General features: G+C 45.1%; 23 protein-coding genes. 10 read left to right on the top strand and 13 right to left on the bottom strand.

The genetic code is table 11. The features are described 5' to 3' along the window. Window positions 1–201 precede the first annotated feature (201 nt). A complete protein-coding gene (locus tag DYADSP32_RS20030) occupies window positions 202–1,812 on the top strand; it encodes a hypothetical protein (RefSeq protein WP_149241095.1) in 1,611 nt (536 codons plus the stop codon). A 164-nt stretch (window positions 1,813–1,976) separates the two neighbouring features. Here DYADSP32_RS20030 and DYADSP32_RS20025 read toward each other — a convergent pair whose 3' ends face one another. From DYADSP32_RS20025 to DYADSP32_RS20005, 5 genes are all read right to left on the bottom strand, one after another. Beyond that, on the bottom strand, window positions 1,977–2,522 hold the full coding sequence (locus tag DYADSP32_RS20025; RefSeq protein WP_149241096.1) for a hypothetical protein: 546 nt from the start codon (window positions 2,520–2,522) through the stop codon (window positions 1,977–1,979). A gap of 139 nt (window positions 2,523–2,661) precedes the next feature. Next, complete coding sequence (locus DYADSP32_RS20020) at window positions 2,662–4,845, bottom strand: S9 family peptidase (RefSeq protein WP_149241097.1); 2,184 nt, start codon at window positions 4,843–4,845, stop codon at window positions 2,662–2,664. 210 nt (window positions 4,846–5,055) lie between these two features. Beyond that, a complete protein-coding gene (locus DYADSP32_RS20015) occupies window positions 5,056–5,229 on the bottom strand; it encodes an Arc family DNA-binding protein (RefSeq protein WP_149241098.1) in 174 nt (57 codons plus the stop codon). 1 nt (window position 5,230) lies between these two features. Then, a complete protein-coding gene (locus DYADSP32_RS20010; protein WP_149241099.1) occupies window positions 5,231–6,088 on the bottom strand; it encodes an SPFH domain-containing protein in 858 nt (285 codons plus the stop codon). A gap of 130 nt (window positions 6,089–6,218) precedes the next feature. Beyond that, on the bottom strand, window positions 6,219–7,661 hold the full coding sequence (locus DYADSP32_RS20005; protein WP_149241100.1) for an energy transducer TonB: 1,443 nt from the start codon (window positions 7,659–7,661) through the stop codon (window positions 6,219–6,221). Window positions 7,662–8,053: 392 nt separating this feature from the next. Here DYADSP32_RS20005 and DYADSP32_RS20000 point away from each other — a divergent pair, with 392 nt between their 5' ends. Next, on the top strand, window positions 8,054–8,920 hold the full coding sequence (locus DYADSP32_RS20000; protein ID WP_149241101.1) for a UDP-2,3-diacylglucosamine diphosphatase: 867 nt from the start codon (window positions 8,054–8,056) through the stop codon (window positions 8,918–8,920). A 169-nt stretch (window positions 8,921–9,089) separates the two neighbouring features. On the opposite strand, the gene DYADSP32_RS19995 is transcribed toward DYADSP32_RS20000, so the two are convergent. From DYADSP32_RS19995 to DYADSP32_RS19980, 4 genes are read right to left on the bottom strand one after another with little or no spacing between them, the layout of a single operon-like run. After that, the gene (locus DYADSP32_RS19995; protein WP_149241102.1) at window positions 9,090–10,142 is read right to left on the bottom strand and encodes a ChuX/HutX family heme-like substrate-binding protein; all 1,053 of its coding nucleotides are present in this window, start codon (window positions 10,140–10,142) and stop codon (window positions 9,090–9,092) included. 57 nt (window positions 10,143–10,199) lie between these two features. Further along, window positions 10,200–10,994: a heme ABC transporter ATP-binding protein gene (locus DYADSP32_RS19990; RefSeq protein ID WP_149241103.1), complete on the bottom strand. Its 795-nt coding sequence runs from the start codon at window positions 10,992–10,994 to the stop codon at window positions 10,200–10,202. After that, complete coding sequence (locus DYADSP32_RS19985; RefSeq protein ID WP_414617918.1) at window positions 10,991–12,100, bottom strand: FecCD family ABC transporter permease; 1,110 nt, start codon at window positions 12,098–12,100, stop codon at window positions 10,991–10,993. Before DYADSP32_RS19985 ends, DYADSP32_RS19990 begins: the two co-directional genes overlap by 4 nt. Window positions 12,101–12,102: 2 nt before the next feature. After that, a complete protein-coding gene (locus DYADSP32_RS19980; RefSeq protein ID WP_149241104.1) occupies window positions 12,103–12,951 on the bottom strand; it encodes an ABC transporter substrate-binding protein in 849 nt (282 codons plus the stop codon). A 300-nt stretch (window positions 12,952–13,251) separates the two neighbouring features. Between DYADSP32_RS19980 and dctA the strand changes: the two genes are divergently transcribed. From dctA to DYADSP32_RS19955, 5 genes are all read left to right on the top strand, one after another. Further along, window positions 13,252–14,520 (top strand): C4-dicarboxylate transporter DctA, encoded by a 1,269-nt coding sequence (gene dctA / locus DYADSP32_RS19975; RefSeq protein WP_149241105.1) that lies wholly within the window; start codon window positions 13,252–13,254, stop codon window positions 14,518–14,520. Window positions 14,521–14,788: 268 nt separating this feature from the next. Next, window positions 14,789–16,522, top strand: coding sequence for a M3 family oligoendopeptidase (locus DYADSP32_RS19970; protein WP_149241106.1), 1,734 nt, complete (start codon window positions 14,789–14,791; stop codon window positions 16,520–16,522). Window positions 16,523–16,596: 74 nt separating this feature from the next. After that, window positions 16,597–16,848 (top strand): hypothetical protein, encoded by a 252-nt coding sequence (locus DYADSP32_RS19965; protein WP_149244752.1) that lies wholly within the window; start codon window positions 16,597–16,599, stop codon window positions 16,846–16,848. Between the two features lie 260 nt (window positions 16,849–17,108). Beyond that, window positions 17,109–18,182, top strand: a complete 1,074-nt coding sequence (locus DYADSP32_RS19960) for an NAD-dependent epimerase/dehydratase family protein (RefSeq protein ID WP_149241107.1) — start codon at window positions 17,109–17,111, stop codon at window positions 18,180–18,182. 54 nt (window positions 18,183–18,236) lie between these two features. Continuing rightward, the gene (locus DYADSP32_RS19955) at window positions 18,237–19,181 is read left to right on the top strand and encodes a glycosyltransferase (protein WP_149241108.1); all 945 of its coding nucleotides are present in this window, start codon (window positions 18,237–18,239) and stop codon (window positions 19,179–19,181) included. A gap of 45 nt (window positions 19,182–19,226) precedes the next feature. Here DYADSP32_RS19955 and DYADSP32_RS19950 read toward each other — a convergent pair whose 3' ends face one another. Then, window positions 19,227–19,667: an Rrf2 family transcriptional regulator gene (locus tag DYADSP32_RS19950; RefSeq protein WP_149241109.1), complete on the bottom strand. Its 441-nt coding sequence runs from the start codon at window positions 19,665–19,667 to the stop codon at window positions 19,227–19,229. A gap of 314 nt (window positions 19,668–19,981) precedes the next feature. On the opposite strand from DYADSP32_RS19950, the gene DYADSP32_RS19945 reads away from it, so the two are divergent. Beyond that, window positions 19,982–20,662: a hypothetical protein gene (locus tag DYADSP32_RS19945; protein ID WP_149241110.1), complete on the top strand. Its 681-nt coding sequence runs from the start codon at window positions 19,982–19,984 to the stop codon at window positions 20,660–20,662. A gap of 58 nt (window positions 20,663–20,720) precedes the next feature. On the opposite strand, the gene DYADSP32_RS19940 is transcribed toward DYADSP32_RS19945, so the two are convergent. The 3 genes from DYADSP32_RS19940 to DYADSP32_RS19930 form a co-directional block, all read right to left on the bottom strand. Further along, entirely contained in the window at window positions 20,721–23,126 is a 2,406-nt protein-coding gene (locus tag DYADSP32_RS19940) for a 3-hydroxyacyl-CoA dehydrogenase/enoyl-CoA hydratase family protein (protein WP_149241111.1), read from the bottom strand. Between the two features lie 28 nt (window positions 23,127–23,154). Beyond that, on the bottom strand, window positions 23,155–23,619 hold the full coding sequence (locus DYADSP32_RS19935; protein ID WP_149241112.1) for a MarR family transcriptional regulator: 465 nt from the start codon (window positions 23,617–23,619) through the stop codon (window positions 23,155–23,157). Between the two features lie 143 nt (window positions 23,620–23,762). Next, entirely contained in the window at window positions 23,763–25,010 is a 1,248-nt protein-coding gene (locus DYADSP32_RS19930; protein WP_149241113.1) for a TlpA disulfide reductase family protein, read from the bottom strand. 140 nt (window positions 25,011–25,150) lie between these two features. Here DYADSP32_RS19930 and rsmH point away from each other — a divergent pair, with 140 nt between their 5' ends. Further along, complete coding sequence (rsmH, locus tag DYADSP32_RS19925; RefSeq protein WP_149241114.1) at window positions 25,151–26,068, top strand: 16S rRNA (cytosine(1402)-N(4))-methyltransferase RsmH; 918 nt, start codon at window positions 25,151–25,153, stop codon at window positions 26,066–26,068. Window positions 26,069–26,128: 60 nt separating this feature from the next. Further along, entirely contained in the window at window positions 26,129–26,536 is a 408-nt protein-coding gene (locus DYADSP32_RS19920; protein WP_149241115.1) for an FtsL-like putative cell division protein, read from the top strand. The last annotated feature ends 57 nt before the right edge of the window (window positions 26,537–26,593 follow it).

Below are 26,593 nucleotides of genomic sequence, written 5' to 3'. Positions count from 1 at the left end.
CACTGCGCCTTTTTAACACTGGCAGTTTACCTGTGTACCAGAAACAAAAAATCAACCCTTAAATAGTTTGCTTTCAACATCTCTGATAATCTCAATCATCGAAAAACTCCAATGCGTCGGCAGGATTGCCTTTCGCCTTTAAGGCTACATTTGCGTTTTCGGATTAATTATTGATACTTGCTCTGTTAAACAAATACTGAGATGAATAGCCAGTTTAACACCAATCAAGTGGGTAAAAGAAGATACAAAAAGCGAAATTTGCTGATCATACTGTTTGCCTTCAAAGCATTGGCGCAACAGCCGGATACCATCTATCTGCCCGATCCCCTCATCACCGAAGCCTACTACAAGGCGGCACATCAAAATGTTTTGGCGGCTGTCAATCCTGCAGTTTTCGAAGGCTACTTTTCAGTTTGTGCGGATGGAAAAGGATTTGGTTATGGCAATACCTATCCATCTCTGGACGGGCATCAGATGAGCGATGCTTTGCTGTGGCTGGGGCAGATCAATACGGTAAAGGCAAATTGGGACTATGTAAAGTCTTTTCAAAAACCAGATGGAAGGCTTCCCATAGCCATTCTTCCGGCAGAAGCCGGGAAAATGATCGGGCCTAAGAATTATCAGTCCGAGGTGGATGCTAACGGCGGATTGTATACACACTGGGTTCCCAAAGATCCGTTACGGGCACTGGCAGGCACTACCTATATTCAGAATGCCGATGTTATTTTCCGTTTCACTCTGGACAAACAGTGGCTCAGGGAACAATTGCCTTCCATCCATCTAACAGCTGATTATCTTGCATCCCTGATCTCCCACGAAGGGGCCGTGGGTGGGGCCGGGTACTACATTGAGCGGCCGACGCGTCTGGAATTCGATGGGGTTTCGCAAGGGCATGTGGCAGATGCCTTCAAACGACTTGCGGCGCTGAACCTTATTAATGGTGATCATGTGGCGGCAAAAAAATACCATACACTTGCCAACCGTGTTACTTCTTACTTTCAAAACAAATTCTGGCAGGGAACTCAGTATGCGGAATACCTTCATCCTGAAAAGGGATTTATCAAAGGACATGGCCTCACGGATGTGGACTGGACGGCCCTGGCCACAGGTATAGCCTCAGAAAAGCAAAAGCGCATACTTTGGCCCCAACTGAAAAATGAAAAGGGGTTCTATTACAAAGGTATGCCCACAGGCATTGCCACCAGACCTGAAACTTATCAAAGCTGGGAGACTACCTACGCGGATAGCCAGGATCTGGCAGCGATGGGCAGAGTGTGGTATGTGGAAGCCTGGGCACGGGCAAATATGGGTGATGCCGACGGGCTGATCAGCAGCATCCGGGCGGTAAGCAGTGCAGGGCGTGACAGCAGTTACTACTGGCGGGAAAGATACAATGCCAATGGTGGTTACGGTGCTAAAAAATATAATGAGTATCCTGCTAATCTTATCCGCATCGTTCAGCGGTTTTTATTGGGTGTGGAACATGGACTTGACGGGTCACTCCAACTTTCACCCACGGCCCCTGAGGCATTCTGGAAGACAGGTTTTGGGCAAACTTTGTCCCTTCGCAATGGGACCTTGACCTACCTAATGAAAACAAGAGTGACTGAGGGTCGATACGAAGGCAAAGGCCCGCAGCGATTGTCGGTAAGGTTTCCTCATGCAGCAAAAAATATCCGTATATTGATAAACGAGCAGACTGTTACTCCAAAAATCAAAGATAAATGGATAACGCTGCTGCTACCCGCCACGAAAAAAGGTAAACCTTCAACATTTAGTATCCGTATTTTAGATGACTCGGAGGATCAATAAGCAGTCTGAGGTTACCGACATCGGCATTGGCATACCGTAAAATAAGCTCTCATGGGCCAACTCAGGTTTTACGAGATCCCTTTCATGGCGGATACGGCTACTATTCGACCTAAGACCAAGTGATTCCCCGAACAGCCAGGAGGCCACGCGCCACGGGAGCCTCGTCAGAAGCTCTCAACGATAGTGTCCGTAAATATCATCTTGTTCAAAGTTTCGCAGGCCACCCGTAAGCCATCCTGAAAGACACGCTGTGAATATCTACCCTCAGTCATTTCATTACTTACAGACTGATAATCAGCGCTATTTATTTTTTTATTGTTGCGATACAGGGAAGTATCGAATTGAAACACAATTGAATAAGAACTCGATGAGACGGACACCGGCACGCCGGCGGTATTGATCACGTCACTAGCCAAAGCACCTAATTTCCAGTAGGGCTTTACCCTGTATAACACGAGTACCAATCCTTTTTCAGGTTTTTGCTCTGAAAAATTAATCGTTTTAAAGTTTTTGGAAAAAGTCTTTTGCAAAGCGTCTTGAACACTACGTCGAAAATTATCCACATTAAGCTTTCCTGCACCGTTTCCTTCAACCAAAAACTGATCTTTAACCTCATCCATCAGAACGATATTGAGTGGTTCATCCACTGGCTTATCGAAGGGCTTGGCAAAGGGATCAATAGAAAAAAAACCCAGATGCTTCGTTCTCACGCAACCCAACATCATGAATACTAGCAGAATGGCACTCAATCCTTTTATCATCCCAGATTACTAAACTTAAAAAAATATTCAGATTAAAGAAGGCCAAAATTACCGGCTCCGTTGTATTCAGTCATTAAAAGTTTCTTGTTTACCTTCCCCCCGGAGGGCAATTCTTCTTAAGAAAATCGGTAAAGAGTGTACTCAAATGCCTGGAAGTTCCTTCGCCTTCTGAAATACTATGCGTACGATTGGGATATGGCATAAACTGAAAGACCTTATTGTGTTTGATGAGCTGATCCACAAGCATCTCGGCATTCTGGTAATGCACGTTGTCGTCGCCGGTACCATGAATGTAAAGCAGATTTCCTACCAGATTTTTGGCGTGTGTAATGGGAGAACCATTCACAAAGTCGGCCATATTCTCCTGTGGAATGCCCATGTATCGCTCCTGGTAAATATTGTCGTAGGTCAACTGATTGGCGACAGCGGCTACGGCAATGCCTGTTTTGAATATCTTGGGATATTGAAATAAAAGGTTCAAAGTAGAAGAACCGCCACCACTCCATCCATGCACGGCTACCCGGCTGGTATCGATGAAGGAAAATTTCTCAAACATGGCCGTGGCCGCTCCTGCCATATCTTTGATATTAATCGTCCCAATATTGCGGTAAATGGCTTTGCGCCAGGCCGACCCCTTTGGAGAAGGTGTTCCACGGTTATCCATGGATGCGTAAATATAACCATCGGCCTGCATGCTTCCTGCGTAAAGACGATTGCGGCCCGTTCCGTAACTGTCTTTCACTGTACTGCCGGCCGCCTCGCCATAAACCATAAATACGATTGGGTATTTCTTTGACGGATCAAAATTATTCGGTTTCACCATCCAGGCATCCACTTCGACATCATCGCTCGTTTTGACCCTAAAAAATTCGATATTCATGCTCGCCGGACGAATACGCATCATCGTCTGGCTAATGGAATTTTCGGGATCGGTGGGTTTGTGGTCTGGAAGTGTTATGATTTCGGTCATCGCCGGCATACGGGCATTGGAGAAAATATGCGTTGCAAACCTGGCCTGAGGAGAAATATCGTATCTGTGCGTACCCTCCTGCCCCTCCGGTGAAAGGCGCACCGGAACACCCGTGCCATCCAGTGAAGCCCTGTACAAATAGGCCTGGGTGGCATTGTCGGGGGACGCTGTGAAATAGTATGCATTGTTCTTTTCATCGATTCGCACCGGATTGATCATATCGTACTTACCGGTCGTAATCAGGGTCTCTTTCTTACCATCCCTGCTCACCCGATACGTGTGAAGCCAGCCATCTTTCTCACTAACCCAAAGAAATTCCTTTCCATTATTGATCCAGTCCCACCCCACAGGGTCATTGTCCCAACGGCTTTTGATATCAATCCATGCGCTGTTTGTTTCTGAATAAAACGGTCGGGCGTTACCGGTTTTAGTATTGATGTAGAGCAGCGTACTTTCGTTCTGTTTGCGGTTTAGTTGCTGTATGACCAGTTCATTGGGCAATCCCGACCACTCCATTCTGGGCAGGTATGTATTCTGAGGATCTCCCGGAATGTTCATCCATTTAGTTTTTGCGCCTGCGATATCTACGACACCAATCTTATAGGGGCTGGGAGTTTGTCCCACCTTGGGATATTCCACAGGAACATTGAATGAATAAATCGAATCCGTGGTATTGATCATCAAAAAGTTGCGGATCTTTCGCGCATCCAGTTGCCAGTAAGCAATCGATTTGCTGTCATCGCTCCAGCGGAATCCGTCACGACAGTCAAACTCTTCCTCGTACACCCAGTCAAATGTGCCGTTGATAACCCTATCCGCGCCGTCCTGGGTCAGTTGTTTGATAGCGCCTGTCGCAAGGTTTTCGGCATATATGTTGTGCTTGCTTACGTAGGCAACCTGTTTACCGTCCGGAGCAAACTTTGCAAACATCAAGGACGATTCCGGTAATCCTTTCCCAAGTTTTTTCAAGGCCTTTGTATTCAGATCAAGTACCCAGTAATCACCCCGGGTTTCATACCGCCATACCTTTTTTGCATTGGTGTAAATCAAAACTTTATCTCCTGCCCGACTGGTGGTGTAGCTTTTAACTTTCAGTGCAACACTTTCACCCGCCGGAGTCAGCATTGTCTTTGAAACAATCGTTTTTTGATTTTGTGACAATAATGACACTTCAATGATTTCACCATCTTCTACGTCCCGAAAACCCGACCCGTCGGCAAGCCATTGAAAATTGGCAGGTATTTGCCCTAACAGTTGAAAAGATAAAAATACCAGTAACGTAGTCCCGATGAAATGCCTCATTTGATCCTGAAAAATTAGTACGACAACTATAACATTGCAATTTTAGCAAATTGATTCACAAAAACATCCTGATGCAAAAAAGTGGATACAAAATAAGCAGCTTTGGACAACACATGTGTTCATCAAAGCTGCTTATTTTCGACAGTATAAATCAATACGCTGCTTATACACAGGCACAGTTGAACCACCTGTCAAACAAATCTGAAGCGCTTACTGATCAGCACCATCCTGCTTACTCTTTCCCTTCTTTTGTTTCTTCAATGCTTCGCTCAGCAGATATTCAATCTGCCCGTTCAGGCTTCGGAAATCCTGCTGTGCCCATGCTTCCAGTTCCTTGAGCATTTCAGGATTTACACGTAAAACAAACGCCTTTTTTTCAGCCATATCAGGGATACAAAGTTCCAGCGTTCAAAATAGGTGTCGCCCCTCTCTCGCCGCACAATACCACCAAAAGATTGCTCACCATAGCCGCTTTGCGTTCTTCGTCCAGGTCCACAATACCTTTCTCAGAAAGCATTGACAATGCCATATCCACCATACCCACGGCTCCATTCACGATCTGGCGCCGTGCAGCAACCACCGCGGATGCCTGCTGACGCTGGAGCATGGCTCCGGCAATTTCGGGGGCATAGGCCAAATGGCTGATCCGCGATTCAAGTACATCAATACCCGCCCTGCTCAAACGCTCGGTAAGTTCTGCTTCCAGCATTTCATTGATCTTTCCACTGCCATCGCGAAGGGTAACTTCCTGAACATTCAAGTCTTCATCCTCCATGCTGTCGTAGGCATAGATGCCCGCCAAATGCCGAACTGCTGCTTCCGACTGAATCTCCACATACTTGTTGTAATCATCTACCTCAAAAGAAGCTTTTGCTGTATCTCCCACCCGCCAGACAACCACAGCGGCAATTTCAATCGGGTTGCCAAGTTTGTCATTTACCTTTAACTTCTGTCCGTTCAGATTTCGAGCACGAAGACTGATTTTTTTTCGCCCAAACAGCGGGTTTACCCATCGCAGCCCGCCCTGCTTCATGGTACCCATATAATCTCCAAAAAACATGGTAACAACGGCTTCATTGGGATTTACCACAACCAACCCTTTTAAAAGGATCGCACCGATTAAAAAAATCAATATGCCCAGCACAGACGCCATACTGGCGATGCCTGCTCCTGCAATCATCATGATCAGGCCAATTCCTAATTGTAAATAGCCGGATGCGGAACTCAGTTCTTTTTCATTCATAGCCCTAGATTATGATAGTAAAATGATATCACAATATTATCAAATAGATTTCATATTTCTATGCAAAAATGGTACAAAAAAAACCCAAAGCCTTTGAATGGTTTTGGGAAAGGATAATCGGTTACAGTTGTTACTGCAGTTGAAAATTGACCGGCAGATTATATTTAACACGAACCTTTTTACCACGCACTCTCCCGGGCTCCCACAACCCGTTCATTTTTTTTACAACTCTGAGCGCTTCATCATCCAGGCCAAAGCCCCGCCCCTTTTCCACCTTGTAGTCACACAGGCTTCCGTCTTCGCATACAACAAAGGATAACATAACCCGACCACTGATCCGGGACTTTGATGCGTTGCTCGGGTATTGAATGTTTTGAGCCAGAAATCTATACATGTTGGTTATTCCCCCGGCGAATTCTGGCTGTTGAATACTGCTACTGTATGCTGTTTGGGTGCCATTTTCAAAAGAAGTACCGTTTTGCAGATTACCCGCATCATAATATTCCTCGAAAACAAGCGTACTGTCTGCCAGTTTGCCTACCCATTTTCCAGTTTTTAAATCCTTCTCGACTTTGCCTTCCTCCCAAACCTGTCTTCCTCCTAAGGATTCCGAAGGTAGTTTGCACCAACCGTCTCCGTCTTTAACAATTGCATTTCCTTGTTGATCCCACACCCCTTTTATGATCAAAGGGCTCATTTTCAGTACCTCGCTCTGACTTTCAGTAACAGATTGCAGGATGCCTGAATTAAACCATCTGGTAGTTAACAGCCTGCCCTCCGTAATCTCGTCGGTTTGTTTTAATACTCCATTTAAATAATAGGTTTTGGTCAAAATGGGACTGCCATGGGAATTATAATCGGTGTAAGACCACAACGTGCCGTCCTTTTTGAGATTCACTTCCTGAAAATATTTGTTCAGTTCCGCATTTGGAACCGAAATCTGGGTCACTAAAATGGAATCCCGTTTCATACCTTCATTTGTCTTTACCCATTTTTCACTCTTTTGGACTGGGAATGTAGTGCTAGTCTTCCATTTACCTCCCTTTAGCGTCTGATACTGTATATCCTGATTCACATAACCATGCAAATCAACCGGTAATACAATCCTGTTTTTAGCACCTCCGGCCTCATTGGTTTGAATTTCATTCTTGTCCAGATAATAGACCCTCGCATGTAAAGTCGAATCGAAATTGGCGATTTTGTCTATTTTGAACGTCACAGGATAAATCAGCGATTGCCTTACCTTGGCACCTTTTACCAAAGCAGGTTTCCATGCACTGTAAAGTGACATGATCCGCAGCGCTTCCTTGTTACAAATACTATCTATTCCTCTCACGATTTCCAATCCACTCATACTCCCGTCCAGCTCGACGATGCCCTTCACAAAAACCCTGGAATTCAGCCCTTTTGAAGCCTCGCGAATAGGTAGATGCATGTTAGAAGAAATGAAATGGTTCAGCATAGACACGCCACCAGACGGCTCCGCAGCCGTCTCCACTTCGTTGACCTGATAAACATGCTGTGAAACAGCGCAGTAGCTAATGAGACACAATAGTAGAAGTAAGCCTTTCATTTGTCAGAAGTTTTAACCTTTTTTTTAAAACAACCCGAAGATTGGGTTAGATACCTTTTACTATGGTGCTTAAAAACTTGTAGGAACATTCCCTCCACATCCTGCCACCTTACCATGCTGCCCACCCTCGATGCCATGCCACTAATCGATCGAGAGGTCGTGACACCATCCGACCCTACATTAGTTAGACAAGAAGTCCGATCAGGAAAAACAAAACCCTTTTCTTCGATTTTGGTTTTTGCAAATATAAAAATGAATTATTTCAGTTCAACTAAAAGTAATTTTTGGTTACAAGAAAATGGCTTAATTCTCCACCATTTCCGCTATACAACTTAACGCACTCATAATCTGCACATAACATGCAGGTAATACTAAATAAGAATATTTGTAACATGAGAGAAACAACGCATTTCCGCACCATTGTCATTTCGGATTTACATCTCGGTTCGGGAGGATCAAAGGCAGAAGAGGTTACGGCCTTTTTAAAGAGCTATTCATGCAAAAAACTCATTCTGAACGGTGACATCATCGACGCCTGGCAGTTGAAGAAATATGGTGTATGGAAGCGAAAACATACGCTTTTTTTCAAACGAGTACTGAAAATGATCGATGAGCACAATACCAAGGTGATCTACGTACGTGGCAACCATGACGATTTTCTGGATCAGATTCTGCCGCTGAGATTGGGAAAAAACTTTCAGATCAAAAAGGACTACATACTAAATTCTGGTGCCCAGCGATACTATGTCACGCATGGCGATGTGTTCGATTCCATCACTACGCATTTCAAATGGCTTGCCTATCTGGGCGATATGAGTTATACCGGTCTGCTGGCGCTCAACAAACTTTACAATCATTACCGTGCCTGGCGGGGACTACCGTATTTTTCCTTATCCCAGCGGATCAAGCAATCGATCAAAATGGCCGTCAATTACATTTCAGATTTCGAGGAAAAGCTGACCGAACTGGCCCGTTCCAGAGGTTGTGACGGGATCATTTGCGGACATATTCACCAACCAGCCATGCGGGAAATAGACGGGATCATGTACATGAATTCCGGCGATTGGGTTGAAACCCTAAGTGCACTTGTGGAAGATTTTGAGGGCAACTGGAGTCTGCTGTACTACAACGAGCACGTAAAAAATGAGAAACTGAACAATGAAAAGAAGCGCTCGACGGTGATCGAAAGTTTCCCCACTCCCGAAAAGCAGGTGGCGTTCACGGGCGTTTTCCTGGGACAAAATCAGCGGATTATCTGAGATTCCCTAAGAATCAATACGACCGGACTCCCAAAAAAAGCCAACCCAGAGCGGGTCGGCTTTTTTTAACTACTATGGCGAAATTATATTGATATGGTTAAACTGTTTAATAGACATATTAGTAAAAAGGGCTGAATATCGAACCAGACAACAATTTGGCAACTAAACACTAGCTATCTAGTCGCACCACGGTATCTTCCACCAGCTTTGTCCACTCTGGCAGCTCAGGTATCCCTGGCTTACGTTTACCAAAAAACTGATTGAACATGGTTCCCTCCTTATCAATCAGTTCTATGCTTGTAACAATGCCCGCCTCACTTGGTTTTTTCACCACCCATGCCTCGTCGATTGCATCCTGGCGCAGGTGCAGGTTAAATTCCGGATCCATGATATTCAGCCAGGGGCCCATTACAAAAATTTTATTTATGGGTCCGGTGTGGATCTGGATACAATTTGGATTGGAGACAAAGACCATGATCGGAACCTGTATTTTGGAGGCCCCTTCAAAAACGGATTGCATGCTCTCGGGCTTGATCTGATAGGCGTAACCATCCGGTGCAAAACGCAGCGCCTGCTTCCGTGACAACTTATATTTGCGCAGCAGGCCAAAGAAATCGTGTGTGTCTTTTAGTGCAAGCCATTCTGCCTGAAAAGCAGGAATGTCTACATCAGGTGTCGTTTCGTCTGGTGCTTTTGTTTCTTCTTTGGCTGCGATCCAAAGGGCAGCATCCTGATCCGTGGCAGCGTATTTGGCTACAAGTGCCTTGTAAGCTTCCTTATTACTTTTTTCGGTCAGATAAATTTTATGCGCCGCCTCACCCTTGCTATTGAAAAACTGTAAACTATGGCGATCATTTTCATGTACGGCAAAACCGAATTTCCAGTCTCCCAGGAACAGACGCAAGTCAATATCGGGTCCTAAAACCAGGCCCACATGGTTATTGAAAGACACGTTTTCGTAAATTCCTTTGCGTTCGTGCACTACATGGTCGTTACGGGTCAGCGCCATTACGTGGCCGAGCGACTCTATTTCCTTAAGTAATTCCCGGAAATCGCCATCCAGTAATGTCACATTATCTCCGATCCCGGTTGCAACAAGCTCCGCTTCCGTGGTATTTAATTCTTTAGCGGCATCACGGATACGCCTTTTTGGATTTTGAATCTTAAATTCCGTCCAGATTTCCTTCAAGTCAGTACGGGTATTGGCAAGGGTTGTTTTCATAGTATACTTTACTTTAAGCTTGTTTGTTTGTCTCGTCAAATCAGTTTATCAAAACTTTCAGGCCGTGATCTGAATCGGTGTAATGTCAGGAATGATCACCGGAAGCTGCGACGAATCCGGCTGGATAATCTTCACCGCCAGACCAAAGGCTGCTTTTATATTTTCTTCAGTAAGTACTTCTTCCGGAGTGCCTGTGGAGAAAGCCGCACCCTCTTTAAGCATCGAAATCTTATCTGCATATTGTAGCGCAAAGTTCAGGTCGTGAACAACCGCAATCACCCCGTAGCCTTTGACTGTCATTTCCTTGGCCAGTTGAAACGTTTCATACTGGTGTAGCAAATCGAGTCCTGTAGTGGGCTCATCCAGAAGTATATATCCGCCCTGTACATCCCAGACCTGCGCCAGAGTCCTGGCCAGCTGCACCCTTTGCTGCTCGCCCCCGGACAAGGTTGGAAAAACACGGTGTTTGAAATCGCCTATGCCCAGTTTCTTTAGACAGATGTCCACTATTTCTAAATCCCGTGGTGCAGGACCAGAGTCATAAAATGGATACCGGCCCATGAGCACAATCTCTTGCACTGTAAATGACAACGTAATAGAATTCTTCTGAGCCAATACCGCCCTCTTTTGCGCGAGCTCCTTTTGTTTATACTTTTTTAAATCTTTCCCATGGAGCGACACCGAGCCCGAGGTAGGCGTGTGCTCCCCGGACAATAACTTCAAAAGTGTAGACTTGCCGGCGCCATTTGCGCCAACAATTGCCCAGAATTCGCCCGCATTTACCCGAAAATTGATATTACTGACCAGCTCTCTGGATTTCACCCGAAAATGCACATTCCTTAGTTCCATCATATTTTTTTCCTCTTCTGATCCCAAAGTATGTAAAGGAAAAAAGGCGTCCCCAATAGTGCGGTAAGAATCCCAATTGGCAACTCCGAGGGTGCCACTATGGTACGTGCTACGGTATCAGCCAGGGTGAGCACAATCGCTCCTCCCAAGGCTGATCCTATGAGGAGCGATTTGTGATCCGGACCAAAAGTAGTCCTGATAATATGAGGCACCACCAGGCCCACAAACCCGATCGTACCGGCCACGGCCACAGAAGCACCCACGCCCATTGTCGCCAAAACAACCACCTGACGTTTCAAAACAATCATGTTAACACCCAGCGCAGACGCCTGGCCGTCGCCCAGCACCAACAGATTGAGGGCTTTGGACAGATAAGGCATGCAGATTACCGAGCACAAAACAAAGGGAGCCACCGCCATTACCGAAGTCCAGCTGGCACCGCCTAAACTGCCCAGGTTCCAGAATGTAATCGATCGCAACTGTTCGTCAGTAGCCATATAGGTCATCAGCCCTGTAATGGAACCAACAAAAGCATTAATGGCAATGCCGCATAGCAGCATGGTGGTAACGCCCCCCTCTCCGGTAATTTTCGACAACTGATACACCAGCATGGTTGTTAGAGCAGCCCCGACAAATGATACGAGCGAAATGGTGTAAGCCCCACCCAATTCATTGACGATACCGATGTACTTCAGGTTGAGCATGATCACAAAAACGGCAAAGAGCGATGCGCCTGATGTAACGCCTATCAAGGTGGCATCAGCAATGGGATTTCGGAAAAGTCCTTGTAATGAGGCCCCAGCCATGCCCAGCCCAGCTCCGACCAAAACCGCCAGGCAAACCCGTGGCAAACGGATAATCCAGAAAACCAGCGCCTTCTGCTCTTCATAATTTTCGTTGCTGACCAGACCAACTTTAAAAAGTATCATCCGCCACAACTCCGGCAAGGATATTGGTAAAGCACCTATACAAACAGAAAATAAAATGCAGCCAACAAGCATCATAGTCAAAGCCAAAACCATCCTGCGGGTCGAAAGGGACGCCTTGGTTTTGGAAATTGATGGCATTTTGGAGGTCGTCTCTCCTGTATTTACCGTTGGAAAAAACATTTCTATTTAATTTTTTGAGCTAATTCCAGAGCTGCTTTTCCTAACCTTGGACCAAAACCCGTTAACAACTGCCCATCCATCGTCACCACTTTTTTGTTTCTACCCGCATTGGTACGGGCAATTCCGGGGACTCTTAATAGACCGCTGATGCCCTCCAGACTCTCCAGCCCGCTGGAAAACATCACCAGCACATCGGGATTAGCTGCCAGTAGGGATTCCGATGTCAATGGCTTAAAATCGGCAAATCCATTTACGGCGTTCAGGTTACCGGTTAGCACAAACATCTTATCCAGTGAAGTTCCATTACCCGATACCATAAGCGTTCCTGCTCCCCTGGCGTAGATAAAAAGCAATTTTTTGGGCGAGGCAGGTTTGCGGATATGGGCAAGATCGGCTTCCAGGCTTTTCACCATCTTTTCTGCCCGCGCTTTCTCATTGAAATAAGCTCCCACTTCCCGTATCAAGCTGATAGCCCCTTCTTTTGACAATTCATGCCTGAACTGAACCAGTCTTTTTCCCGTTGCGGTTAATTGTTTGACCACCGCCGGCGACATCATGCTCTGGTCGGAATATATGATGACGTCCGGATTGAGCGAAATGATACCCTCGGCAGATATGGTTCTGTTGTGTCCAATCTTTGGTACTTTTTCCAGTGATGCAGGATAGGTACTCGTTACATCCACACCGACGAGCTGCTTCTCCAACCCCAGGCCAACCACAATTTCACTTAATGTTCCATTTGTCGAAACGATTCGCAAAGGCTTTTGTGCAAAACCCAACACGCAATTAAAGAGTATAAGGTTTGCTGAGAGCGTTAAAATCAAGCGTTTTTTAAATTTTCGAATGCACATCACTATCCGTTTATGTTTTCGTGCTCAGCCAGGATTTCGTCAATTTTAAGTCAACATAGCTTTTCGGTTGATGAACTGGCAGGGATTACCTCCGTTTTACTGCCTGTTGTTCAACACACTTAAAGCGCTGGGCAAATATATATTATTTAGACCAAATACAAACAATTATAAAATTAGTTTTCTTTCCATACAGGAATCCTGCTGCGTGTTTATTTATTGTAATTTGATTTTGATGCGTGATTTTCTGCGAAATTGCAACCTTTTCCTAGCTCATAACTGCATATAAACCTTAAGACCCGTTTGAAAAAATTATTTACGAACCTGACATTTTGGGTACTTACCGCCATTTCCGCCGGGGCGTTGCTCGGACACTTTTACCCCACGCAAGCGGTAGAGATGAAGGTTTTAGGGGAGAGTTTTATCTCAGTGGTGAAGTTATTTATCAACCCGATAATTTTTCTTACCATCACGCTGGGAATCATAGGGATGGGCGACCTCAAGAAAGTAGGGAAAGTGGGTGCCAAGGCATTGATCTATTTTGAAGTTGTGACCACGCTGGCCCTGCTGGTAGGGATCGTAGTGGCCAATCTGCTTCGCCCGGGTGATGGGGTAGTGACCAGTGCACTTCAGAAGGGAGACATATCCATGTACGCAGGAAAAGTTCAGGACTTCAGCTGGTGGAAGTTTTTTTTGGATAATGTCACTTTGCAGGTATTGTTTTTTTCACTCGTACTGGGCACCTTGTTGAGTCGCTATTCCAGGAAGGATAAAATTGTGCACTGGCTCAACTTCGCTTCCAAATACGTTTTTAAAGCGCTGCATCTGGTGATGATCTTAGCACCTATTGGTGCGTTTGGAGGAATGGCTTATACCATAGGTAAATTCGGGATAGCTACGCTGCTTCCGCTTGGAAAGCTCATGGTTACCGTATACGCTACCATGGCTATTTTTGTATTTGGCATTCTGGGCTTGATTTTAAGAACCTGCAAGATCAGCATCTGGGCTTACCTCAAATACATCCGGGAAGAGCTGCTGATTGTATTGGGAACCTCTTCATCAGAAGCTGCACTACCTTCCATTATGGAAAAGCTGGAACGGATGGGTTGCTCCAAACCGGTTGTCGGTCTGGTTATTCCTGCCGGATACTCCTTCAACCTGGACGGAACTACCATTTACCTGTCGATGGCCACGATATTTTTGGCTCAGGTTTTTAATGTGCATCTAAGCATGGGACAAATCCTTTCTGTCATTGGCATCCTGATGGTCACCTCCAAAGGTGCTGCCGGAGTTACCGGCAGTGGGTTCGTCGTGTTGGCGTCAACACTGACAGCGATTAAAGTTATCCCGGTGGAAGGACTGGCACTCTTGCTTGGCGTGGACCGGTTTATGTCCGAAGCCAGGGCCATCACCAACATAATCGGCAATGGCGTGGCTACCATCTGGCTGGCAAATAACGAAAATGAATTTGCCCGGAAAAAAATGGATTACGCTTTTGCACATGTCAACGATACGGAAGACATCATAAAGGACAATCTCACCGATCGCACGCTGCCGGACCAACCCAAGTGAAGTATCACTGAGAACCGCTAAGGCCGATCCATAATCATTATCCTCAACGGATAAATAAAAACTCACCCTGGTCTGATATGCTTTGCGGATCCTTTCGCTATTTGTCCTGGTGCGCGACTGAACTTTTCATCCTTTTTCCCGTCATATTAGAATCCGTTTTCACTTACTGAAAAACCTCAACCAAAAGGATATTGATTTAACAAAACCCTTCTTGGACTTTCTATTGATTCAACCTTACCTTTGACAGAGCAATTACAATCAACCGAAAATGACCAACATCCATACCATAGCTACACCAACCCGTGCGCCACGGAGATTTATAGGGGAAGCGTTTGACCTTAAAAAATGGGACGATTTACAACCCTTTTATGAAAACCTCCAGACCAGGGAAATAAATAATGCCGCCGAGCTAAAGCAATGGTTTCTGGACCGAAGTGAACTGGAATCTTACCTTTCGGAGAATTTTGCGTGGAGATACATCCGCCAGACCTGCGATACGGCCAACAACAGCCTGATCGATGCACTCCAGTTTTTCATTACCGAAATCCAACCCAAACTGGCCGAATACGGCAACCAACTCGATAAAAAAGTGGTTGCCAGCCCTTTTTTAGACGAGCTTACCGACAAAGGATTTGACATTACGCTGCGGGGAATGAAGAAGGCCATAGAGCTGTTTCGTGAAGAAAATATTCCGGTGATTACAGAAATGCAAACGGAAGAGCGTAAATATGGTGCCATAGCAGGAGCCATGACTGTCACCCTAGATGGCGAAGAAATGACCCTGCCAAAAGCCTCGGATCGGTTGCAATCAACTGATCGTACAGTTCGCGAGGAAGCATGGAAGGCGATCAGTAATCGTCGGTATGAGGATCATGACAAGCTGGACGCGCTATTGAATACGCTGGTCCAGCTGAGAAATAAGGTCGGCATGAATGCTGGCTTTCCCAATTATCGCGACTACATGTTTGCAGCCATGGGTCGTTTCGATTACACAGCGCAAGATTGTTTTGATTTCCATGAAGCGGTTAAGGAGGCGGTGGTCCCCTTGCTCAGCGACATGGCCGCGGAAAGAAAAAGAGCACTGGCAGTTGACCAGTTACGCCCCTGGGATACAAAAGTAGATCCGCAAGGCCGCCCTCCGTTGAAACCTTTCGAAACCGGGGAAGAGTTACTGGATAAAACGATCAACTGTTTCAGTCGACTTGATCCTTTTCTGGGCGACTGCCTTCGTACGATGAAGGCCATGAAGCATCTGGACCTGGAATCCAGAAAAGGGAAAGCACCCGGCGGTTACAATTACCCATTGGATGAGATTGGCGTTCCCTTCATTTTTATGAATGCTACGTCGAATTTACGTGACATGGTCACCCTGCTTCACGAAGGAGGCCATGCCGTGCACTCTCTGGTTACAAGGGATCTTGCCCTTAACTCTTTCAAGCACACGCCCTCAGAGGTTGCCGAACTTGCTTCCATGTCGATGGAATTGATCACTATGGATTATTGGGACGAATTTTTCGCGAATGAGACCGATCTGAAACGTGCGAAAATACAGCACCTTGAATCCATAATCGAGACGCTTCCCTGGGTAGCCACCATCGACAAGTTTCAACACTGGATGTACGAAAATCCAGCACATACCCCGGAGCAGCGTACAACTGAGTGGGTCAGCATTTATCGTCAGTTTACCGATAACGTGATGGACTGGAGTGGGCTTGAGAAATTTCAGAAATACCTTTGGCAGCGGCAGCTTCACATATACGAGGTACCATTTTATTACATTGAGTACGGCATCGCCCAACTGGGTGCCATAGGTGTGTGGAAAAATTACCGGGAAAACCCTGAGTCGGGACTTAAGGGTTATCTTGACGCATTAAAACTTGGCTATACAGCACCCATTACAGAAATTTACAAGGCCGCCGGTATTCCTTTTGACTTTTCACAAAAGCATATTACGGATCTGATGCAGTTTGTAAAGGATGAGCTGGGTCGATTAAAAATTTGACAAATAGTCAGCATCATTTGGTGATTATCGAAAAGGCGGTTAATTTTGCACCTATTACTATGAACAGCATAAAGATGAAATTCAGTAAAATAGCCGCATTTGTTGCATGTATCGCATTATTGTCTTCCTGCGATTACCAGAAATACAATAAGAAGGAGCAAATAGACTTGAATGCAACAAATTCATACGTTTATGGTGTAAGTCCTGATTCCTTACCGCGTCAAATGGCTAATAAATATGAAGCCAATCCTGAAATAGATGTTCGCGTGAGTGCCATCCGGGCAAAACTTTACAGCGGCTCCACCAGTGCAGTTGTGAAGCAATAAATTTGGTTTTAAATTTTCATATAAAGAAGATATCTTCATTTAATTGGAGGTATCTTTTTTTTGTTGCTCCCGCAACCGATAAATAATTGAACAATTTTAATAACCTCTCAGGCGCCTACTGAGGATTTATGACCCATCTGCACAATCCGTTGGCTAATTGGCGTTGTGACAATTGAACAATTTTAATTTACTTTACACTTCGAATAGGTACACACAGAATCGATTTTTTAAGAAAAAAAGCATTTAAAAGTTAAGAAAACATGAATATAGCTTTGGTAACCGGCTCTGCTGGTTTGATTGGAAGTGAGTCCGTTGCATTTATGGCGGAGAAATTTGATCTGGTCATCGGTGTCGACAATAATTTGCGTGAGTATTTTTTTGGAGCAGATGGTAATACAGACTGGAACCGTAACCGCATTCAGAATGCTTTTGACAATTACAAACATTATGCTGCTGATATCAGGGAAGTAAGCCAGCTTGAACCCATTTTCAAAGAATATGGTACGGACATAAAACTTATCATTCACGCCGCCGCGCAACCCAGCCACGACTGGGCAGCGAAAGAGCCATTCACGGATTTCGGTGTAAATGCTGTTGGTACCGTGAATATGCTTGAAATGACTCGCCTGCATGCACCTGATGCGGTCTTTATCTTCACCTCAACCAATAAAGTCTACGGAGATAATCCAAATTATCTTCCGCTTGTGGAGCTTGAAACGAGATACGAAATTGACGAATCTCATAAGTACTTTTTAAATGGTATTGATGAGAATCACAGCATCGACCATACCAAACATTCGGTGTTCGGCGCATCCAAAGTAGCGGCCGATATCATGGTACAGGAGTACGGAAAGTACTTTGGAATGAAAACAGCAGTATTCCGCGGTGGTTGCCTTACGGGACCCAATCATTCGGGAGCTCAGCTTCATGGATTCCTTGCTTATCTGATGAAATGTGCCATCACCGGAAATCATTACACGATATTTGGATATAAAGGCAAGCAGGTTCGTGACAACATTCATAGTCATGACCTGGTCAATATGTTCTGGCATTATTATCAAAACCCGCGTGCTGGCGAAGTGTACAACGCAGGAGGCGGACGCTTTGCCAATTGCTCGATGATAGAAGCCATTGCATTATGCGAGAAGATTACCGGAAAAAAACTATCCCATTCCTACTCCGACACCAACCGGATTGGTGACCATATCTGGTACGTCAGCGATCTTACTAAGTTTAAGGAGCATTATCCTGGCTGGAACTGGGAATATGGACTCGTTGAAACGCTTACGCAAATTCATGACGGGATTTCGTCCAGGCTGTCAACTACAGTTTAAAAATTCAGAGCCTCCGACAATCATTTGCCGGGGGCTTTTATAAAACCTCCCCATATGTCCGAACACTTCATTATTGTTATTCCTCAATTCAACGACTGGGAGGCCTTGAACTTGCTGATCCAAAAGATCAATGAGGATTTGAATGAAGAGATACTTCTCAACTGCACCTTGTTGATTGTGGACGATTGTTCGTCAAAAAATCAGCACGTACCATTTATCAAATTCAATGGCAGGCAAATTAAATTAATAAGCCTTTACAGGAATCTGGGTCATCAAAAAGCCATAGCCATTGGTTTGTCCTATGTTGCCGAAAATCTGGATGCAACGAGGGTTATCGTTATGGACGCAGACGGAGAAGATGCTCCTGCTGATATCAACAAACTGGTCGCTAAATCCTTCACAGAGCCCGACAAGATTATTTTTGCTCAAAGGAATAAACGGACGGAAAATCTTCTTTTCAGAGCCTTTTATGTGATCTACAAAATGGTCTTCAAAATGTTGACAGGAAAGGTGATCACCTTCGGTAATTTCAGTCTGATTCCGAAACCTCGTCTACAAAATCTCGTGCGTGTTTCGGAGATTTGGAATAATTATCCAGGTGGAATCATCAAATCAAGAATTCCATATGCCTCCATCCCCACAGACAGAGCGACCAGGTTGGCAGGCGAGAGCAAAATGAATTTTGTTTCATTAATTCTCCACGGACTGAGTGCAATCTCTGTGATGATTGATACCACTGCAGTCCGGATTTTAATCTTCTCGGTATTTATGTCAGGTGTTGCGCTCGCCTTCATTTTTATTATTCTCTTTCTGAAAATAATTGGCAATGCAACACCCGGATGGGCCTCAACGCTAGGTAGCACACTGTTGATTCTAATGCTTCAGTCCTTTCTCATATCACTCTTTCTTGTGTTCATGGTGTTGCAATACCGTTCACAGCAACACTTCATCCCCGCAGTACATTACCGCGATTTTGTAGAGAAGGTTGTAACCATCTAACCCATCAACTGTATTTTCTACAGTCCTATCCAGCAAGCATGAGGCTTAGCCGAGCAATTCTGTTTCTGTACTTTCAGCCTGCAACAGATCATTTAACGTTGTTTTATCCAACACAGCTAAATTTGCGTCTCTCCATTTTTGCAAAACAGAGCGCAGGCTGCATGTTTCTTCATCCTTACAGTCGTCGCATTTGCCATAAAAAAACATTGATACACAGAGCACCGGAGCGATGGGACCGTCAATGATCCGAAGCACCTTCGAAAAATTAACCTCTCCGGGGGGCACCCTCAGCAAATAACCTCCACCCTTTCCCTTTTGGCTTTGGAGCACGCCGTTGTTACGAAGATCCAGAAGAATCGCTTCCAGGAATTTCTTGGGTATTTTTTCTTTTTCGGCAATATAGGAAATCAATACAGGACCCTTTCCATATTGCTCTGCCAATACTTTCAATGCCTTTAGCGCGTATTTTGCTTTCTTGGATATCATTGTTGATAAAATGAACTTAGTATTTCACCTTTATAAATTCTAACGGAAAAAATCAATCCTCCGGAGCATGTGGGATTCACACTTCCCCATCCTTACCACCTGCTTCAAATGTTACGATTGAAAAAGAATGGCTATTCCTAACTATTAAATGTAGGTTATTTTGCTCAATTTAGTACAAATTAGCAGTTTCATTGTTCTATATGAACAATGATTTCTCAATTTGCTTTTTTAGAAAATGGTCAATTAAAAATATTCCATCAATTATAACGTATTCTTTAATTACCCGATTCTTCATCAATTTAACTTCTCCCAATATGGCAGCCGTAGCTAATATGGTCTATGAAACCAACCAGATTGAAATTGTATCAAAACTCTATCTGTATGGGTCCCAGGCGAATGACCGCACTGGCACCAGCATCATTGAAGAAATTGATAACATGTACAACCAACCCGATGTTTTTGTACTAACCAGCAGCGGCAGGATGAAGGTGATTTTCAAAGTAAGCTTTCACCTTATTTCCATAGAAGATGCCATTCAGATGGCCGCAACCAACATGGATTTCCGCAACAATTTCATTCGTATAGAAAGCAAAAATGTGTTAACCCGATCGTTTATGGGTTTTGGCCTGGGCGATAATGCAGGTCACTGGATCACGAGCGACCAGCTTGGAGTCTCTACCACTGCCGCTCACGAGTTTGGTCACGGCCTGGGCCTGGATCATCCTGTACACAATGATTATCGCGGAACCCATTTACCCCCACCGATCATGGCGCCCAGAGGCAGCCTGGTTGACCCACAGTACCAATGGAACCCACTGGCAAAACCGGGGGAGTTTGGCGGAACAATGAACCCGGTTCATAGGAAGGTAACAGCTCAGGAGATTGAAATGGTTGTGGCAAACATCCCGTTTGATCAGAATGAAGACTTTGTGATAGGCCGTATTTCAAACACCTTATTTTCCGAAACAGGCAATGCAGTTGACCGATTTGCCTGATATCAATACTTTAAAATAAGAGATTGCGCGCGAATCAATCGGTGCAATCTGTTATTCCTTAATTTCTAGGCGGCTTGCCTCCATTGAGCAGCCCCTGCATTCTTTCCTGGGTTTTACGCTCTCCGCACAGGGAGAGGAATGCTTCACGTTCCAGTTCGATCAGGTATTGCTCGGTAACGTTTTGCGCATAACTCAAATCACCACCATTGATGACAAATGCAAGTTTGTTGGCAATTTTTGCATCATGGTCGGTAATATAATTGGCCATCCGCATTTGAGCGATCCCCGCCATAAAAAGTGCCATTCCCGCTTTTCCCTGCACCTTTATATCCGCCCGTTGCTTTGGTTGCGTATAGCCGTTCTCTGCCAGTTCAATCGCCGCTTGCTTCGCCTCTGCAAGAAGACGACTGCGGTTTAGGACGATCTGATCTTTGTCCTGAAGGTAATTCATGGCACGAGCCTCGTTGGCCGAAGTGGATACCTTTGCCTGCGCAATATTCATAAAGGCCGTCTGAAGTATATTCAGCTCCGTGTCGCCTGCCTGGTACATATCAGAACACCGCAGAGCCATTTCTTTGGTACCGCCTCCGGCAGGAATGATGCCCACACCAAATTCCACTAACCCCATGTACGTTTCTGCGTGTGCCACCACTTTGTCGGCATGCAGGTTGAGTTCACAACCTCCACCCAGCGCCAGTGTATGTGGCGCTGTCACAACCGGAATGGACGAGTAACGTGCGCGCATCATTGTTTGCTGAAACTGCGCGATCATGAGATCTATCTCATCAAATTCCTCTTCCACAGCAAACATAAACAACATGGCCAGGTTGGCACCAGCCGAAAAAGCCTCACTGGATTCGTTTCCTATCACCAGCCCTCGAAAATCCTTTTCAGCCAGACTAATTGCTTTGTTAATCCCCTCAATGACCTCCGAACCCATCGTATTCATTTTAGACTTGAATTCCAGGTTCAGAATTCCATCACCAATGTCGTACAGGTTTGCTCCCGCATTTTTCCAAACAATTCCGTCTGAAAGATTACTTAACAGAATAAAGCTCTCCTGCCCCGGAATGACTTTGTAAGATTGGGATGGAATATCGTAGTACTGTTTTTTCCCAGCTTGGATTCGGTAAAAGCTTTCATGACCACCAGCAATCATGTCATAAACCCAGGATGCCGGCTTGTGGCCGAGCTCTTCCATGATCGTGACCATATTTTTGACACCGATCGCATCCCAGGTCTCAAACAACCCGACCTGCCAGCCAAATCCGGCACAAATCGCCTGATCTATCCTGAAAATTTCATCCGATATCTCCGGAATCCGGAAAGTGGCATATTTAAACACGTCGGCAAAAGTTCTTCGGTAGAATTCCCCCGCCTTATCTTTTCCTGCCAATAACACGGCAAAGCGTTTGGAAACGTCCCCGATCGTCTTCGTTCCTTCCAGGGTTTCAAATTTTACTTTACCGGAAGCCTGGTACTCCAAAGTTTTGAAATCGAGCGCGAGTATGACCGATTTCCCCTTTTCATCCTTTATTTTTTTATAAAATCCCTGCCCTGTTTTATCACCCAGCCACTTGTTATCATACAGCTTTTGCATAACCCCAGGCAATAGAAATGCATCTCTTGATTCATCGCTCCCTTCCCCCGAGGCATAAAGGTTGTTGGCCACATGCACGGTGGTGTCCAGCCCTACGACGTCGGACAGCCTGTACGTTCCCGACTTGGGACGTCCTACCACGGGCCCCGTCAACTTGTCGACTTCGTCAACCGTCAGACCCATTTCCTCTGCGGTACGGATTGTTTGCACCATCGCATAGATACCCAGGCGATTTGCTATGAAGCCCGGCGTATCTTTACACAAAACAGTGGTTTTCCCCAAAAACAGATCACCGTAGTGCATGAGAAAATCCACAACGCCACTATCGGTATCGTTGGTTGGAATAATTTCCAATAACCGCAGATACCTTGGCGGATTAAAAAAATGAGTTCCGCAGAAGTTTTTCCTGAAATCCTCACTACGCCCCTCCGCCATCAAATGAATGGGAATGCCGGAGGTATTGGATGTTATCAGAGTGCCCGGCTTACGTAAAGCATCTACTTTTTCATATAAGCTCTTCTTAATATCCAGCCGTTCTACAATCACTTCAATTACCCAATCGTAATTTTTTATGTCCGCCAGATTGTCATCAAAGTTGCCGAGCTTCACTCGGGAAGCGAAAGTGGGACTGTATAATGAAGCAGGTGTCGCTTTCAAAGTCTGCTGAAAAGAATCATTCACAATCCGGTTTCTCACAGCAGGATGCTCCAGAGTGAGGCCCTTCGATTTTTCAGCTTCGCTGGTATCCTTTGGTACCATATCAAGCAGCAAAACCTCCACACCAATATTGGCAAAATGGCATGCGATGCGCGAGCCCATGATTCCGGAGCCAAGAACGGCAACTTTACGAATTGAACGGTTCATTATCAAAATCGGTTTTTAGGATTAATATTTACAGTTCTTCAAAAGCATCACCTGCTTTTAGTTTTGTATTTTCTTCTTCAACCAGTTTATTAATGTCTTTGATCACATCAAAAAAGGTGACCAGCTTTTCCAATGGAATCTTTTCACGGATCATATTATTAAAGTGGAGCACCCCTTCGCGGGACAATTCTCTCTTTTCTTTTCCCAGATCAGTCAAAACAATTCTCACAAACCGCTTGTCACTTTCATCAATTTCTCTGGTAATCAGACCTTTTTCTTCCAGGTTTTTCAGCATGCGCACCAGGCTTCTGGGCTCCATTCCCAGCAGTGGTGCTATCTTGGTTGCCGGTGTCCCATTTTCAAGATCAATATTCAGTAGCACGTACCCTACAGCCATCGTGGTGTCGAATTTGGCAGCATACGCATTGTACATCCTTGATATGGAGTGCCATGCCCACTTTATCTGGAAATCAATTGTCTTCTCCTTACGCATGGTTACGAGTAATCTTTAAATGGGGTGCCAGCAAACGACTTGTTACAAATGTAATAAATCAGTCGAGTATTATGCAAGCATACTAATTTTAGTTCTATAAAAAAAGGCATCAAAAATGTGAATATCCCGATGCCCTTTCTCCCTTACTTTTCGCTCACCAACCGATCGATAAGCCCGTTAAACTCTTCTACAAACTGCTCGTAATAAGCGCCTGTCCCCGGTCCCGAAAATCCGGTATGAATCTGGCGAACATTTCCCTTTTTGTCTATAATAATGGTTGTAGGATAGGACATGATTTTATTCAGTGCGGGTAATGCCTTACTCGTGGCTTCAGGTGTGTTGGTCCCGGCCAGTAAAATCGGATAATCTATCGCATACCGGTTTATCATTTTGGTTAACCTGGGCCCTGAGATGGCCAGGTCACCCGAGTGTTCAAATGCAAGCCCGATGACCTCAACCCCACGGTTCCGGTTCTTTTTGATCCACGGCGAAATAAAATTGGTTTCGTCCATACAATTAGGACACCAGGATCCTAAAATCTGTATAATGACTACTTTGTTCTTGAACCGGGGATCTGAAAGTCCGACTTTATTTCCATTTGCGTCCGGAAAACTGAAATCCAGTTTGCCTGAACCGGGTTTTATAAAAGTAAGCTTGCTTGCATCGGGCAGCTTTGCCAGTGCATCGGGCTTTGCGGTCCAGGTTTTGAAACCTTTCACACCCGACCAGAGCGAACCGCTTAGTGATCCATCTTCTTGAATCACCGCTTTGAATAATTTTGCATTGTCGGCATCAAAGGTGGAAAGGAACAGGCTATCTCCGTTCATGCTTCCAGAAAGATACCTGTAATCCCCTGTGCTGGTCAAAAAGGATCCTGTGACATCTGTGCCCTTCTGATCGAAATTCCCAACCGCCAGGGTTGAGTCCCCGTTGGCGGGATTAATAAATACAGTCGACCATTTCCCGGAAATATTTCTGGTAGTGCTGGCCTGACCTTGTTTATAAAATCGAAAGCTTTCGCCAAAAGATGCTTCAATTGGGAGGAATGCAATCACTTTTTTATTCAGAAGGCGGTTATACCTTCCAGACAGCTTGTCCCCTTCTGGCTTGACGATAATTTCCGAGTCAAAGAGCTCCATTGGGATATGCAGAGAATCATTATGAAAATAAGCTGTGTCGAGCAACAGCTTTTCGCCTGCATTAATGGCAAATACTTTGTAAGTGCGGCCATCGGGATTCTTGCTGATATCCAGCAGTAGCGGAATCTGCTGACCGTCCCTTAACAAAGTACCCCGCCAGATACCATTTTTCAGATCACTATCAGAGGAAGATTCGCAACCAGAAAAAGAACAAACAACGAATAGCAACAAAAAGAGGTATACCAATCTCATAGTCAAATCATTAAATGGAAGTAAGCAGGACGGCAACAAAATTAAATCCTCCGTTGGCAGCAACGGGTAACGGCGAAAATTGTTAAGTTTGTAACTGCCCGCTGGCAAGAAATAGTTCCTATCTGCGTTGGTTTTAATAAATGGATTTGCAAAATACGTATCACGAACCTGTAATGCTTGCGGAATGTCTCGAGGGATTGAACATTCGTCCCGATGGCACCTACGTAGATGTGACCTTTGGCGGCGGCGGTCATTCGCGGGCTATACTGGAAAGACTGACCACCGGACGTTTGCTGGTTTTTGATCAGGATCCGGATGCGGCAGCCAACTCCGACGCGTTGAAAGCCGACCCTCGTTTTACTTTTATAGCGGCAAATTTCAGGCATCTGAAACGCTATTTGAAACTGCATAAAGTCGAAAAGGTGGATGGCATTCTGGCAGATCTTGGTGTTTCGTCTCATCAGATAAACACGCCGGAAAGAGGATTCTCGACACGTTTTGACGCCGATCTGGACATGAGGATGAACCCGAACAGCGAAAAAACAGCCAGAGAAGTGTTAAACGTACGCTCTGCAGGTGAGCTTCAGCGCATTCTGGGTATGTATGGTGAAGTTCACAATGCCAAAACGGCTGCCGAAGCTATATTTTCGGCCCGGCACAACACCCCGATTGAAACAGTAAATGACCTGAAAAGTCTGCTGCTGCGCTATGCACCCAAACATCGTGAAAATAAGTATTTTGCGCAAGTATTCCAGGCCTTGCGAATCGAAGTAAACGATGAATTAAGCGTATTAGAGGAGTTTTTGATGCAGTCACCGGAGGTACTCAATCCTGGCGGAAGGCTGGTCGTGATGTCTTACCATTCTCTGGAAGATCGACTGGTGAAAAATTTTATCCAGAAAGGTAAATTTGACGGGGACGTAGAAAAGGATTTTTTTGGCAATGAAATCAAGCCTTTAAAAAGTGTCACCCGAAAGCCCGTGGAAGCCAGCACAGAAGAAGTTGCCCGAAATTCCCGCGCCCGCAGTGCTAAATTGAGAATCGCCGAGAAGCCATAAAATATCGTCTCTCCCTTTTACAGCGAAATATCCTTCACACCAAGCTAGCAGCTAAAACTTATGGCGGAAAATAAAAGAAAACCGAAACCCATTGTCCCCAAACCGGTAAAGCCGAAGAGACAATATTCGCTGTTTAACTGGCTGAACCGTTTTTTACCACTCGATAAAGTATTTGGAGAGAAAGAGCCCGGAAAGGAAGAACGTGTCCCGGTGAAGTACTTCTATTATTTTGGCTGGATTGTGTTTTTGCTGGTTATCTATGAACGCATAGGATTTCAGTCAGAGGAATATGTACGAAAAAGTATTAATCTCAAAAATCAGGTTGATGACCTGAGGGCTGAATATACCTCTATTCACGCCGACTACAAAAAGAGCGGAAAGCAGTCGGTGGTCATCGAAAAAATGAAAGAAGCAGGACTGGAAGAAAATCTTAATCCCCCCAAAAAAATTATTATCAAGAAGGAGTAGCAGTTGAGCGAAAAATCTTAAAGGCGATCAAAACGAAATACATTAATCCATTTCGCA

This window comes from Dyadobacter sp. 32 (genome assembly GCF_902506755.1).
In the GTDB taxonomy this organism is placed as follows: domain Bacteria; phylum Bacteroidota; class Bacteroidia; order Cytophagales; family Spirosomataceae; genus Dyadobacter.
The sequence above is the reverse complement of the archived record's forward strand: the minus strand, read 5'-3'. Positions and strand labels throughout refer to the sequence as shown.